12 protein-coding genes, 1 tRNA gene and 1 pseudogene are annotated in these 13,709 nt (G+C 42.2%); 8 read left to right on the top strand and 6 right to left on the bottom strand.

Annotation, left to right across the window (positions count from 1 at the left end; all coding sequences use genetic code 11):
- Nucleotides 1-77: 77 nt before the first annotated feature.
- From AAGA51_RS01890 to AAGA51_RS01880, 3 genes are all read right to left on the bottom strand, one after another.
- Complete coding sequence (locus tag AAGA51_RS01890; RefSeq protein WP_042490332.1) at nucleotides 78-293, bottom strand: helix-turn-helix transcriptional regulator; 216 nt, start codon at nucleotides 291-293, stop codon at nucleotides 78-80.
- A gap of 453 nt (nucleotides 294-746) precedes the next feature.
- Entirely contained in the window at nucleotides 747-1,979 is a 1,233-nt protein-coding gene (locus tag AAGA51_RS01885) for an integrase arm-type DNA-binding domain-containing protein (RefSeq protein ID WP_042490335.1), read from the bottom strand.
- Nucleotides 1,980-2,143: 164 nt separating this feature from the next.
- A tRNA-Leu gene (locus AAGA51_RS01880) sits at nucleotides 2,144-2,228 on the bottom strand.
- A 729-nt stretch (nucleotides 2,229-2,957) separates the two neighbouring features.
- Between AAGA51_RS01880 and AAGA51_RS01875 the strand changes: the two genes are divergently transcribed.
- A complete protein-coding gene (locus AAGA51_RS01875) occupies nucleotides 2,958-3,710 on the top strand; it encodes an EAL domain-containing protein (RefSeq protein ID WP_042490337.1) in 753 nt (250 codons plus the stop codon).
- Between the two features lie 61 nt (nucleotides 3,711-3,771).
- On the top strand, nucleotides 3,772-4,323 hold the full coding sequence (locus AAGA51_RS01870; RefSeq protein ID WP_342291524.1) for a hypothetical protein: 552 nt from the start codon (nucleotides 3,772-3,774) through the stop codon (nucleotides 4,321-4,323).
- On the opposite strand, the gene AAGA51_RS01865 is transcribed toward AAGA51_RS01870, so the two are convergent.
- On the bottom strand, nucleotides 4,301-5,332 hold the full coding sequence (locus AAGA51_RS01865; RefSeq protein WP_167828628.1) for an IS630 family transposase: 1,032 nt from the start codon (nucleotides 5,330-5,332) through the stop codon (nucleotides 4,301-4,303). The two genes, AAGA51_RS01870 and AAGA51_RS01865, sit on opposite strands and share 23 nt — an antisense overlap.
- A gap of 45 nt (nucleotides 5,333-5,377) precedes the next feature.
- On the opposite strand from AAGA51_RS01865, the gene AAGA51_RS01860 reads away from it, so the two are divergent.
- The 3 genes and pseudogenes from AAGA51_RS01860 (at nucleotide 5,378) to AAGA51_RS01850 (ending at nucleotide 6,227) form a co-directional block, all read left to right on the top strand.
- Entirely contained in the window at nucleotides 5,378-5,500 is a 123-nt protein-coding gene (locus tag AAGA51_RS01860; protein WP_342291523.1) for an AraC family transcriptional regulator, read from the top strand.
- Between the two features lie 70 nt (nucleotides 5,501-5,570).
- A pseudogene (locus AAGA51_RS01855) lies at nucleotides 5,571-5,693 on the top strand (IS3 family transposase); the annotation flags it as partial.
- Nucleotides 5,694-5,756: 63 nt separating this feature from the next.
- Entirely contained in the window at nucleotides 5,757-6,227 is a 471-nt protein-coding gene (locus tag AAGA51_RS01850; RefSeq protein WP_042485412.1) for an RDD family protein, read from the top strand.
- Between the two features lie 54 nt (nucleotides 6,228-6,281).
- On the opposite strand, the gene lptG is transcribed toward AAGA51_RS01850, so the two are convergent.
- Complete coding sequence (gene lptG, locus AAGA51_RS01845; protein WP_042485409.1) at nucleotides 6,282-7,352, bottom strand: LPS export ABC transporter permease LptG; 1,071 nt, start codon at nucleotides 7,350-7,352, stop codon at nucleotides 6,282-6,284.
- Between the two features lie 3 nt (nucleotides 7,353-7,355).
- Nucleotides 7,356-8,459, bottom strand: a complete 1,104-nt coding sequence (gene lptF, locus AAGA51_RS01840; RefSeq protein ID WP_042485407.1) for an LPS export ABC transporter permease LptF — start codon at nucleotides 8,457-8,459, stop codon at nucleotides 7,356-7,358.
- Between the two features lie 191 nt (nucleotides 8,460-8,650).
- On the opposite strand from lptF, the gene pepA reads away from it, so the two are divergent.
- The 3 genes from pepA (at nucleotide 8,651) to AAGA51_RS01825 (ending at nucleotide 13,650) form a co-directional block, all read left to right on the top strand.
- A complete protein-coding gene (gene pepA, locus AAGA51_RS01835) occupies nucleotides 8,651-10,159 on the top strand; it encodes a leucyl aminopeptidase (protein ID WP_042485404.1) in 1,509 nt (502 codons plus the stop codon).
- 65 nt (nucleotides 10,160-10,224) lie between these two features.
- Nucleotides 10,225-10,674, top strand: coding sequence for a DNA polymerase III subunit chi (locus AAGA51_RS01830; protein WP_042485402.1), 450 nt, complete (start codon nucleotides 10,225-10,227; stop codon nucleotides 10,672-10,674).
- A gap of 114 nt (nucleotides 10,675-10,788) precedes the next feature.
- Nucleotides 10,789-13,650: a valine--tRNA ligase gene (locus AAGA51_RS01825; protein ID WP_042485400.1), complete on the top strand. Its 2,862-nt coding sequence runs from the start codon at nucleotides 10,789-10,791 to the stop codon at nucleotides 13,648-13,650.
- The last annotated feature ends 59 nt before the right edge of the window (nucleotides 13,651-13,709 follow it).

Genomic DNA, 13,709 nt, shown 5'->3' with positions numbered 1-13,709 from the left:
CATTCGGTTCAGAATTTCGCCAGACAACTTACCGCTAACTGCATAACAACAAGTGCTAGCGTTCTCGTTATATTCCATTACGCTACCGCCTGATCACGTCGTGCAATTTGGTCATCCATCCATTGTTCAACCTCTGATTCAATCCAAGCTACTGAGCGAATCCCGAGAGAACAACTCTTGGGAAATAACCCTGCGCTCATATAGTCGTAAATCGAGCTTTTCGACAAACCAGTCATCTTTGAAACTTCATGTAGACGAATAAAGCGACGTGCACTAGTTGATTCTTTTTTCATTCTGCTATCTCCAGATACAAAAAAACCTCCCGAAATAGGAGGTTAGAAGTAAGTTCAACGCTCTGAGCTTGTGCTGAATGTAGCTAAATATAGATACAAAAAAACCGCCAGTTAAAGGCGGTTACACAAATTTCAGATATAAAAAAAGCAGAGTTATTACAGCTCTGCCATCATTGGGAATTATCGCGCAACTCTCTTCGATGTCAACACTTTTGACGGTAAGGTGTAAAGAAGTAATCCAGCCCCATAATTGACACACCTTACCGCTACTAAGATGCTTTTTACGGAATCCTGTTGGAAGGTACGCTCCTTGGGCAATCGTAAGCCTTATAAACGCAGCCAATAAGAATTCACACAATGCACCAACCTTAATCGTTTCCACCATTGGTGTAAAACTCAGTCACAACAGTCTGAAAGCCACTACATCCTTTCTTCCGAGTTATCCTACTAAACTTACGCAATTCTCAAGCCCCGGATACCAACCTTTAATGTTTCGCCTTTGCTCGCTTGTTCAATGCGATCACTCCACCAGCACATAACTGGTTTCCTTCGCTCCAAATAGTCGGAATGGTTGTACGCACGTCTTATCTTGTTTGGTTCCTGGTGCGACAATGCACTCTCGATAACATCACCATCAAAGCCCTGAGCATTTAATGTCGTACTCGCTAGACCACGTAAACCATGAGCTGTAGTCCTGTCTTTAAAGCCAATGCGTTTAAGTGCAGCGTTAGCTGTCTGGGTGTTAGCATGAGTCTTAGGGTTTCGGTCTGCAGGGAAAATATATTCTCTGTGGCCAGAAATTGGTTTCATGTTTTCAATAATGGATAAAGCTTGAGGAGTAATAGGTACAGTGTGGGTAGTGTGCATTTTAGGAACTGGTACAACCCAAACCATTTCTTCAAAATCTATCTGTGACCATTTAGCGGTTGCTGCTTCGCTCGGTCTCACCATGGTGTGAAGTTGCCACAAAATAAGGTTTCTAGTCGTTGTTGAGAGGTTAGCGCTATCTATTGATGCAACTAGTTCAGGGAGTTCTTCAGGGGTTAGTGCTGGGTTATGTTTTACTTTCTGAGATGGATACAGCTTAGTAAGCTCAACAAGAGGATTAAATTCAATGGCGCCATTAACCACAGCAATACGCATTATCTCATTAGCAATGATACAAATACGTTTAACCGTTTCTATTTTGCCTTGCTTAGCGATCGGGTCGAGAACGCCTTTCATCAACATTGGCTTAATCTCTGTCACCGGCACATGACCAATTGCAGGTCTTAAATATTTATCCACCATTCGAGCACGCTTGTTATATGTCGTGATAACGGTAGTTTCTTTCTTAATAGCTAGGTATTCATCAGCGAACGCTGAAAAAGTACTAGTGAGCTCATTAAGTTTAGATTGCTCTAATGCTAGCTTATGAGCTTTTGGGTCGATTCCCTGGGCAAGTAGTTTTCTAGCCTCGTCTCTCTGTTCCCGAGCAAAAGCCAAAGATACATCAGGATAATTCCCGAAACTGATCTTATTACGTTTCTTAGTTATTGGGACGTAGTAGTTAAACATCCAAGCTTTTGCGCCATTTGGGCGGATACGCAAAGATAATCCGTTTCCATCGACTAACGAATACTCTTTCTCTTTTGGTTTCGCTTGCTTGATTTGAGTCGCTGTTAAGCTGGTGGTGAGACGCGCCATAATTCAGTTCCGTGTTTGGGAAATATACCGCTGGGGTTACTAACAGGGTTACATAAATCACTGGCTGCAACAATACCTCTTCGACCTACTCGGAATTAAGATATTGATTTTTCATGGGGTTATAAAACGAAAAAAGACGTCCTAGGACGTCTTCATCTTAAATATGGTACCGGTAGGCGGACTTGAACCGCCACGCCCGAAGGCAACGGATTTTGAATCCGTCGTGTATACCAATTTCACCATACCGGCATCTAGGCTATCGCCTTTGATGGTTGGATTATACGGAAGAAACTAACGGGTGCAATAGCAATATACTGAAAACAAAATCGTTTGCTGAATATTTCGCCATATAGTGTGACAAAGCTAAGCTCAGAAGAGAAAATTAAATTCATATCCCCAAAAAGCCTCCCATCTAGAAAGTTTTAAAGGCTATTCACCGTAATACCCGAAGCCTAGCCGTTACCAATGTTAGCTAGAACACCATGTATCATTTCTGCTCGAATCTTCTGCGTTCTTGAAGCTGCAAGTATCCAAATTCTTCCAACTCGCTTCTCTGAACTCACCAAAGATCCTTAGATTTCATACAGTTGTTAGATACGACACCAGTAACATACAAGAATCAATTAAAGCGACAAAAATCACATTTAATACAATCCTCTACTGCTTTAAAAAAAATATTCGTGATATTCTGCGCAAAATTTTCAACAAAGCATTGCGGTTTTCAGTTTTGACCTAAATTTCATCTGGCACTATATGAGACAAAGCTCATAAAAGAATGGAGAGATGCTCACACTACGAAGTCGGATTCGAGTCGCAATACAATTACCGGAGTATTAACAATACAGAATATTGACACTTTTATTGTGTGTATAAAAAAATATCCAATTTATTGTAATTTTGTTGTGTTTTGTAGATGTACGCTTGTTTGAGGGTTAGTATTGGTCACTCTGATAACATCTAATGATAATGGAGCTCATCATGTTTTCAGTTGAAAATGTAAAAAGTGGAATAATAATAAAAAAAGGCTCTACTTATGCAGAATTAGATTTTTTAGTACAACCAATCGTTGATACCGAAAGTTCAGAGATTAGATATTTTGAAGTTTTATCTCGAGTAAGTAAACATTCGGGGGAACAGTTAAATAGCGAAGACTTCTTTAGTGAAATTGATGATGAATTTATAAAGCTAGTATCCATTCATCAGATTTATTACTTTCAGAGACATGGTATAGGTAAAGAATTTTCTATTAACTTAACAATGTCAACCCTACTTGACGAACAGTTTATATTGAGCTTGTTGAGTTTCAAAAAGAAGAACTTCATTTTAGAAATAAATGACGTAAACCATGATGTTAGATGTACCATCCTACTTAACAATATCGCTAAACTACAGAGATCTGGAATAAAGATATGGTTAGATGATTATTACCATGAGTACAATAGTGCAAATCTCACATTTGGTTTAATTACGTGGGATAGAATTAAAATCGACAAAAGTGTTTTACATCATAACTCAGACGTTAGTTTATTGGCCGATTCTATATACTATGTATTGCAGCCATACTGCAAAGATGGCTTGATTTTTGAAGGGATCGAGAGCTCATTTCAACACAATGTTGTTAAAGGAGAGAATATTTTAGGTCAGGGGTATTATTACGCCTATCCTGATACATTGAACTCATTCGAAGATAATACATTTCAGCTGAAAAAAGATAAAAATGCTACTTACTAGAAAAATTAAAATATATAACAGCAATTTTAAAGTTAGATTTTTTTCAAAGCATTATCACATAGTGTCAATTCAAGGTGCTATAGGATATATCTCTTATATAGGGAATGTAATAAAAATCCCTAATAATGGATGTGTACTTGTTCCTAAAAACAGTTTAGTTAATTGCGCTATTGTACCTATAAATGGGTGTGAGTTTTATATAAACATTTATAAAATACATAGAGTCCGACGAGACATATTTTTAAAAATAAACTTTGAAAACATATCTGCATTAGCTGAGGTTGAAAATTCAAATTTATTATCAAAGTCAGTTTTAATAGATGCTCTACATGAAAAAATTTATCATTCACTATCTAATGAAAACCGGATATCTGACCGTTCTTATTCTGGAAAAGTATTTAGTGTTATTCGAAAGGATTTATGTAGGCGTTGGGAGCTTGAAGATATATGTTGTATTCTCTATCTATCTAAAACAACTTTATGTAGAAGATTAAAGGAAGAAAATACTTCTCTTTCACAACTTCTAACGACAGCAAGGATGGCTAAAGCAGCGCATTTATTGAAACATAGCTATTTACCTATATACCGAATCAACTTGAAGATGCTGGCTTGAGAACCTGAAAATTATCATTAATTCGAGATGTCAAAGAGCCTGCGATCTCTGGAAGAGTCACTGCAAAAAATTGGTCTATTGCCGCCTTGAAGTCCCGTTTTCTTTTGAAGTAAACGTTGTTCCTCGACTTCTCATTCATTACTTTCCATAGCCGTTCGATTGGGTTGAGGTTTGGACTGTAAGGTGGAAGATAATGCAGTTCAATATTCAGGACAAACGCCGCATTTTTGACTAAGTCACTGCGGTGATATCCCGCACCATCCAAGATGATATGAAGCTTATGGGCTAAGGGATAACTCTTTCTTAACTCACAGAAAAAGCGAACAATCGATTCACTGTTAATGATCTCATAGTTGTGAACAATGGTTGCTCCAATATCCGACAAGTTCAGTGCGCCAATAATGTTCAATCGGCTACGATTACCCGTTGTTTCAATCACTTTATCCTGACCAGTTCGTATCCAGCCATGAGATATTTTTGTTGATAGTGTTGGGTGAACTGCGTCGATAAAGACTATCGATTCATCCTTGCCACAGCTTGCCTTTAACGCTTCATAAGCCTCTATAAATGCTTGCTGTTGTGCTTCATCAAACTTGTGTGGTACGCCTTTCGGTTGCTTGTAGCTAAAACCATTGTGGTGAAGCCATTTATTCATACCAGAAACCGTGTAATCCAGTCCAAATGTCTCTTTAACGTAAGTGACAATTTGATGCGTATGAGAATAGGTTTTCTCAGTCAAATGCTCGATTAGGTGCATGGTTTGAGTAGCAGAAAGCTTGCTTTGGCTTCCGCCATTTTCAGGCTTAAGTTTTTCAGAAAGAACGTAGTCGCTGAGATGACGAGCAACGGTCGATTCATGAATACGAAGAGCTTGTGAAATCATAGTCTGACTCCAGCCTTCAGAAGCCAGCAAAACAGCCTTAATGCGGTCGCAAACTCGACTATCACGTTCAATGTCGTGCATTTGTTCGAGTTGCAGTTTCTGTTGAGGAGTCAGTGTAATTTTCATGGTTCGTAGCATGATCCTGATTCTATCGAAAATCAAGCATCTTCAATGATCACGGGTATATCTACCATATCGGATAAGTGCGGGTTCAATAGTAGCTCGTATTTTTGCAAAAAGTTTAAAGACTCTTATGGGTTCCCTCCAAAAGTGTATCGAACTCTAGATGATTAAATACTCTTGACCAACTCCTTTTAATCTAGACTAGTCTGCACTTACCGTTGACCTTGCCGAGGATATGAAGACCAGAGACGATATGTATCAAACGATATTTTAGTATATTGAGGTTGATTATCATCGGACGAGAAGGCAAAGTGCTGTTGGATATCCAAGCCCTGTTAACTTTGAAAAACAAAATGACGCTTAATGAAGTGTCCAATCTGGCTGGATCAATATCCTGCGGCTATCTAATAAGGAATACTCGTTCGCTATGAATACTACTTTGCCACCCGCTGGCTTTTTTCGCCGTTTAGGCGCTTTAATTTATGACTCGTTGATCGTGCTGGCCATTCTAATGATAGCTGGTGGCGTTGTCGTGGCCTTGATGGAAGCTTTGGTTGCCGCTGGTTTAGTGAGCTACGCGCCTTATCAAGATGCCAGTGATCTATTAACAGGCCATCCCATTTGGAGCCCTGTTTATACACTTTACCTTGCGCTAGCTTGGTTATCTTTCTTTGTTTATTTTTGGACTCGAGCTGGACAAACACTCGGAATGAGAGCTTGGAAAATTGTTGTTCGAAATACTGACGGCAATAGAATCACGGTTACGCAAGCGCTAATTCGTCTAGCGACGGCATGTTTTGGTTTAGGCAATCTGACGGTTTTAATTGACCCACAGAAACGCAGTTTCCAAGATATGTGGGCAAAGACAGAAGTGGTGGTGTTACCAAAGGTTCGCTAATACCAATTCACGATTTACAGACAATAAAAAGGAAGGCTTAGCCTTCCTTTTTATTTAGAGTTTTCTTCTTAACAACAACAGAGCAATGGTCAAGAACACCAAACTTGGAGCTATAGCGCCAAACACAGGCGGTATGTTGTATACCAAGCTAAGAGGTCCAAAGAATTCGCTGGAAATGTAGAAGGTGAAACCTGCAATTACACCAGACAAAATTCGAGCCCCCATTGTCACACTTCGTAGTGGACCAAAAATAAATGAGAGCGCCATCAACATCATTACAGCAATAGAAAATGGCTGAGAAATCTTACGCCAGAACGCCAACTCATAACGGGATGAGTCTTGTTCGGATGCTTTAAGATAGTGAACATAATCATAAAGCCCACTTAACGCTAACTCTTCTGGTTTTACCGTCACCACGGCCAACTTATCTGGTGCTAAAGCGGTTTTCCAGCGGTATTCCGGCAATGAGTGTTTTGAAATCACGATATCGTCATTCATATCTGTCACAACAACATCTTTCATTAACCAGTTATTTTCACCAATATAGTCTACTTGCTTTGCGTTATATACCTGACGCAATTGCTTGTTCTCATCAAAACGCCACATGTTCATAGCGTAAAGTCGGTTGTCATTGATCTTACCAATAAAGATAAAATCATTGGCATCTCTAGCCCAGACACCCGTTCGAACAGATAAAATCTGTCCACCTGACGTCGCAAAAGAACGCAAATCACGAGCCATTTTCTGCGCTTGTGGAGCACCCCACTCCCCTAAAAGAGTAATGATGATCATGAGAGGGACTGCTGTCTTAAGAACCGATAAACCGATATCCAGCTTTGAGAAACCCGCCGCTTGCATTACCACAAGCTCCGAACTTGCCGCTAACGCACCTAAACCAATCAAAGCACCGAGCAAGGCAGCCATCGGGAAGAACATCTCAATGTCGCGAGGTACGCTAAGCAGGACGAAAATCAGTGCCTGAATCAAATCATACGTTCCTTCACCAACTTTACGCAGCTGTTCAACGTATTTGATAATTCCAGACAAACCGACAAAAGTAATCAGTACCAAGGTGCTCGTGGCTATGATTGTTCGTCCGATATACCAATCTAAAATCTTAAACACGACTTAAGCTACCCTTTTCTTTTGTTTGAATTTGTCTTTCAATCTTCTCACTGCAACGCTGTCCATTAGGTTGGCCATAATCGCCGCTAATAACAGAGCTGCATTTATCGGCCACATACCAACAATGGTAGGAATGCTGCCATCTTCAATCGCCGATTTGGTCGCACTGATTGCCAAGAAGTAAGTGAGATAAATTAATATTGCTGGCCCCATCTTGGCAAAACGTCCTTGGCGCGGGTTAACTGCAGATAAAGGAACAACCAACATAGTTAGCAATGGAATACAGACAACCAGAGAAATACGCCACTGAAGCTCGGCTTGTGCTTGTCTGCTTGAATTCTTCACCAGTTCAAGAGTCGGTATCGCTTCCCAGTCTCGACCACGATCTTTGACTTCGCGTTGCCCAATCAAACCTTCGTATTCATCAAACTTGGTCACCATATAATCGACGCGAGTTGGCACACCTTCGTAACGGGTACCTTCGTACATGGTGATCACTTGTCGACCATCACTTAACTCTTTCACATTTCCATAATTTGAAAACATCACACTTGGAAGAATCGACTCACGCGGCGCCAATTGTGCTACAAACACATTTGAGAGTTTACGGTTTTCAATATTATCGATGAAAACGACCGAAGAACCGTCCGGTGAACGTTGAAACTGTCCTTTTTGCAACAAATCAACACTATTTTCAGACGCCAGTTTCTCCATCAAATGTGCTTCTCTATCTTGACTCCAAGGAGATAACCACATCGAGTTAAAAGCAGCCACACTTGCAGTAATAACTGCAAGATACAAGGCAGCGCGTACCAAGAACTTATTCCCGATACCCGTTGCATTCATGACTGTTATTTCACTTTCAGCGTATAAACGGCCAAAAGTAAGCAAAATCCCGATATAGAGACTTAAAGGCAGCATTAATAAACCCATTGCCGGCATGTTTAGACCAACAATGGATAAAATCATTCGAGCTGGAATTTCACCGTCGGAAGCATCAGCCAAAACGCGAATAAACTTTTGGCTTAAAAACACTAAAAAAAGTACGAAAAATATCGCAAATTGGCTCTTTAGTGTCTCGCGGATCAAATATCTAACAATAATCACGCTGAAATTACCTATACAAAACTTGTTTTTTTGATGGAATCACTATAATTTCTCGTTGAATCTTTTATTTTTTTAATTTTTGACTAACTGTTAGTACACTTAACAAAGATGTAATCCTGATAAGGATTCAACAAGTGTAGATGCATTATCTAACATTTAGTTCTATTTGTCTTCAAGATGTAGGAGTACGCATGGAGTTCAGTGTTAAAAGTGGTAGCCCTGAAAAACAACGCAGTGCATGTATTGTTGTTGGGGTATTCGAACCACGTCGCCTTTCTCCAGTCGCAGAACAGCTCGATAAAATCAGCGACGGCTATATTAGTTCACTACTTCGTCGTGGTGACCTAGAAGGTAAACCAGGTCAGATGCTACTTCTGCATCAAGTACCGGGTGTTCTTTCTGAGCGCGTATTACTAGTTGGTTGCGGTAAAGAGCGCGAACTAGGTGAGCGACAATACAAAGAAATCATCCAAAAAACCATCAGTACTTTGAACGAAACAGGTTCAATGGAAGCGGTGTGCTTTTTGACTGAGTTACACGTAAAAGGTCGTGATACTTACTGGAAAGTTCGTCAAGCTGTTGAAGCAACCAAAGATGGCCTATACACCTTTGATCAGTTCAAAACCATCAAGCCTGAAACTCGCCGTCCACTGCGTAAATTGGTATTTAACGTACCAACTCGTCGTGAATTAAGCCTAGGTGAGCGCGCAATTTCTCACGGTTTGGCTGTTTCATCGGGTGTTAAAGCTTGTAAAGATTTGGGTAACATGCCGCCAAACGTAGCAAACCCAGCTTACTTAGCTTCTCAAGCACGTCGCCTTGCGGATGATTACCAAACCGTAACCACCAAGATTATTGGTGAAGAAGAGATGGAAAAACTGGGTATGAGTTCATACCTAGCGGTTGGTCGTGGTTCGAAAAACGAATCCATGATGTCCATCATTGAGTACAAGGGTAACCCTGACTCAGAAGCAAAACCGATCGTTCTTGTTGGTAAAGGTCTGACTTTCGATTCAGGCGGTATTTCTCTTAAACCAGGCGAAGGCATGGATGAGATGAAGTACGACATGTGTGGTGCAGCTTCTGTATTCGGCACAATGAAAGCATTGGCGAAACTGAACCTACCGCTAAACGTTATCGGTGTTCTGGCGGGCTGTGAAAACATGCCGGGTAGCAACGCTTACCGCCCAGGTGACATCTTAACGACTATGTCGGGTCAAACCGTTGAAGTACTGAACACAGATGCTGAAGGCCGTTTGGTTCTTTGTGATGCACTGACTTATGTTGAGCGCTTCGAACCAGACTGTGTTGTTGATGTAGCAACGCTAACTGGCGCATGTGTTATCGCATTGGGTCACCACATCAGTGGCGTGGTTTCTAACCACAACCCTCTAGCTCATGAACTTGTGAATGCTTCCGAGCAAGCAAGTGACCGTGCATGGCGTCTACCAATGGCTGACGAATACCATGAACAGCTAAAGAGCCCATTTGCGGATATGGCAAACATCGGTGGTCGTCCGGGTGGTGCAATTACCGCGGGTTGTTTCCTGTCTAAATTCGCCAAGAAATATAACTGGGCGCACCTAGATATCGCTGGTACCGCTTGGAAATCTGGCGCAGCGAAAGGTTCAACGGGCCGTCCGGTCTCAATGCTTGTCCAATTCTTGCTAAACCGCAGTGGCCAAGAGACCGAGGAATAATCCTCATAGATAAAAAGGGCCGAAAGGCCCTTTTTTAGTAATACGGTTCGATATACAGAAACACTATGTCTACAGCAACGTTCTACATCGTCAAAGAAGATAGCCCGCAAAGCTCTGCACAAGGGTTCAATGATTACGTGGTTTATCTCTGCCAACACTTTTCCCGTCAAGGCGCAAAAGTGTACCTACAATGTGGCGATAAAGCGCATGCTGAAAGAATTGCGGAATGCCTTTGGCAGGTGGAAGCTAATGATTTTGTTGCGCATAATCTAGTGGGAGAAGGTCCGAAATACGGCACTCACATTGAGATTGGTCATGTAGGCGTGAAACCTTCTTGGAACCGCCAACTGGTAATAAATTTGGCCGATAATCATACAACCTTTGCGAACGCCTTCACAGAGGTGGTAGACTTCGTCCCCTGCGAAGAAAAAGCAAAACAATTGGCGCGTGAACGTTACAAAATGTACCGCCAAGCCGGTTATCAGTTGCAGACAATTGAAATCCAGTATCCGTAACACCAACTGGATAAGAACACATGTTCATCCTTATAGTTAAGCTCTCTTGAAAAAGAGAACTCACTTATAGCGATAGACTTAAATTAACCATCAAAGTATCCATTTAAGAGCACTATGGAAAAGACATACAACCCAACATCAATCGAACAAGATCTGTATAAGACTTGGGAAGAAAAAGGCTACTTTAAGCCTCACGGTGACACATCAAAAGACGCATACAGCATCATGATCCCGCCACCGAACGTCACTGGTAGCCTTCACATGGGTCACGCATTCCAAGACACCATTATGGATACCTTGATTCGTTGCCAACGCATGAAGGGAAAAAACACCCTTTGGCAAGTGGGTACTGACCACGCTGGTATCGCAACTCAAATGGTTGTTGAGCGTAAGATCGCTGCAGAAGAAGGCAAAACTAAGCACGATTACGGCCGTGATGCATTCATCGATAAAATTTGGGAATGGAAAAACGAGTCAGGTGGCACCATCACTAAGCAGCTTCGTCGCTTAGGTGCATCGGTTGACTGGGATCGTGAACGTTTCACTATGGATGACGGCTTCTACAAAGCGGTTCAGGAAGTGTTCGTTCGTCTATACAAAGATGATCTTATCTATCGTGGTAAACGTCTGGTTAACTGGGATCCAAAACTGCACACCGCAATTTCTGATCTTGAAGTTGAAAACAAAGACGTTAAGGGCAACATGTGGCACTTCCGCTACCCTCTAGCTGATGGTGTTAAGACTGCTGACGGTAAAGACTACATTGTTGTTGCAACCACTCGTCCAGAAACCATGCTTGGTGATACGGGTGTTGCGGTAAACCCAGAAGATCCTCGTTACAAAGAGCTTATCGGTAAAGAAATTATCCTTCCTATCGTTGGTCGTCGCATCCCTATCGTGGGTGACGAGCACGCCGATATGGAAAAAGGTACGGGTTGTGTGAAGATCACACCTGCGCACGACTTCAACGACTATGAAGTTGGTAAGCGCCACCAGCTACCAATGATCAACATCTTCACTTTTGATGCTAACGTGCGTAATGCTGCGGAAGTATTCAACTCAAACGGTGAAGCGAGCGAAGCATACAGCACTGAACTTCCAGCTAAATACCAAGGTATGGAGCGCTTTGCTGCACGTAAAGCGATCGTTGCTGAATTTGAAGAGCTTGGCTTACTAGACGAAATCAAAGATCACGATCTAACCGTTCCTTACGGTGACCGTGGCGGTGTGGTTATCGAACCAATGCTGACAGACCAATGGTACGTGCGCGCAGGTATTCTTGCCAAGCCAGCGGTTGAAGCGGTTGAAAACGGCGACATTCAGTTCGTACCTAAGCAATACGAAAACATGTACTTCTCTTGGATGCGTGATATTCAAGACTGGTGTATCTCTCGCCAACTATGGTGGGGTCACCGTATCCCAGCTTGGTATGACGCTGAAGGCAACGTATACGTAGGTCGTACTGAAGAAGAAGTTCGTGCGGATAACAATATCCCAGAAGATGTTGCACTAAACCAAGACGAAGACGTTCTGGATACTTGGTTCTCTTCTGCGCTTTGGACGTTCGGCACTCTTGGCTGGCCAGAAAAAACAGACGCACTGAAAGTATTCCACCCATCAGAAGTATTGGTGACAGGTTTTGACATCATCTTCTTCTGGGTTGCTCGTATGATCATGATGACCATGCACTTCATCAAAGATGAAGACGGCAAACCGCAAGTACCATTTAAGACTGTTTACGTTACCGGTCTAATCCGTGACGAAAACGGCGACAAGATGTCGAAATCGAAAGGTAACGTGCTGGATCCTATCGATATGATCGATGGTATTGATCTTGAGTCACTAGTAACTAAGCGTACTGGTAACATGATGCAGCCGCAACTTGCTGCGAAGATCGAGAAAAACACACGTAAAACATTCGAAAACGGTATCGAACCATACGGTACTGACGCACTTCGCTTTACCCTAGCAGCAATGGCTTCTACTGGCCGTGATATCAACTGGGATATGAAGCGTCTGGAAGGTTACCGTAACTTCTGTAACAAACTATGGAACGCTAGCCGTTACGTAATGATGAACACAGAAGAGCAAGATTGCGGTTTCGCAGCGGGTGCTGAGCTTGAATACTCTCTGGCAGACAAATGGATCGAGTCTCAGTTTGAACTTGCAGCGAAAGCATTCAACGAGCACATCGACAACTACCGTCTGGATATGGCAGCAAACACTCTGTACGAGTTCATCTGGAACCAATTCTGTGACTGGTACCTAGAGCTAACCAAACCTGTATTGTGGAAAGGTACTGAAGCACAGCAACGCGCAACACGTCGCACGCTAATCACAGTACTAGAGAAAACGCTGCGTCTGGCTCACCCAGTATTGCCATACATCACCGAAACTATCTGGCAAAGCATCAAGCCGCTAGTAGACGGTGTTGAAGGCGACACTATCATGCTACAGGCTCTACCTCAGTACGATGCTGCGAACTTCAACCAAGAAGCACTAGATGACATCGAATGGGTGAAAACCTTTATTACTGCGATTCGTAACCTACGTGCAGAGTACGACATCAATCCAGGTAAACAGCTTGAAGTGATGTTGAAAGTTGCTAACGAGCAAGATGCTGCGCGTCTTGAAGCGAACAAACAAGTACTGGTTTCTCTAGCGAAACTGGAAAGTGTTCGCGTGCTTGCAACGGGTGAAACCACACCTGCATGTGCAACGGCACTGGTAGCGAAATCTGAGCTGATGATCCCAATGGCTGGTCTAATTGATAAAGATGCAGAATTGGCTCGTCTAGCGAAAGAAGTGGCGAAAACCGAAGGCGAAATCAAACGCATCGAAGGTAAGCTAGGTAACGAAGGCTTCGTTGCTAAAGCGCCTGAAGCGGTTATCGCAAAAGAGCGTGAAAAGCTTGAAGGTTACAAAGACACTCTAGCGAAGTTAGAAGAACAGAAAGCAACGATTGCTGCTCTATAAGTTCTGCTAGCAACTAAAGCTTGATTGAAAAGTCCCTCCCTGTGAGGGACTTTTTTTAT

Origin of the sequence: Vibrio diazotrophicus, assembly GCF_038452265.1 — a bacterium.
Lineage (GTDB): Bacteria > Pseudomonadota > Gammaproteobacteria > Enterobacterales > Vibrionaceae > Vibrio > Vibrio diazotrophicus.
This window is presented reverse-complemented; position numbering and strand designations above follow the sequence as displayed.

Bases quoted from the DNA above. Each gene is read 5' to 3' on its own strand.
- AAGA51_RS01885 (WP_042490335.1), bottom strand. From the start codon at position 1,979: ATGGCGCGTCTCACCACCAGCTTAACAGCGACTCAAATCAAGCAAGCG.
- AAGA51_RS01830 (WP_042485402.1), top strand. From the start codon at position 10,225: ATGTCTACAGCAACGTTCTACATCGTCAAAGAAGATAGCCCGCAAAGC.
- AAGA51_RS01850 (WP_042485412.1), top strand. From the start codon at position 5,757: ATGAATACTACTTTGCCACCCGCTGGCTTTTTTCGCCGTTTAGGCGCT.
- AAGA51_RS01865 (WP_167828628.1), bottom strand. From the start codon at position 5,332: ATGAAAATTACACTGACTCCTCAACAGAAACTGCAACTCGAACAAATG.
- AAGA51_RS01875 (WP_042490337.1), top strand. From the start codon at position 2,958: ATGTTTTCAGTTGAAAATGTAAAAAGTGGAATAATAATAAAAAAAGGC.
- AAGA51_RS01860 (WP_342291523.1), top strand. From the start codon at position 5,378: ATGATCACGGGTATATCTACCATATCGGATAAGTGCGGGTTCAATAGT.
- AAGA51_RS01825 (WP_042485400.1), top strand. From the start codon at position 10,789: ATGGAAAAGACATACAACCCAACATCAATCGAACAAGATCTGTATAAG.
- AAGA51_RS01890 (WP_042490332.1), bottom strand. From the start codon at position 293: ATGAAAAAAGAATCAACTAGTGCACGTCGCTTTATTCGTCTACATGAA.
- pepA (WP_042485404.1), top strand. From the start codon at position 8,651: ATGGAGTTCAGTGTTAAAAGTGGTAGCCCTGAAAAACAACGCAGTGCA.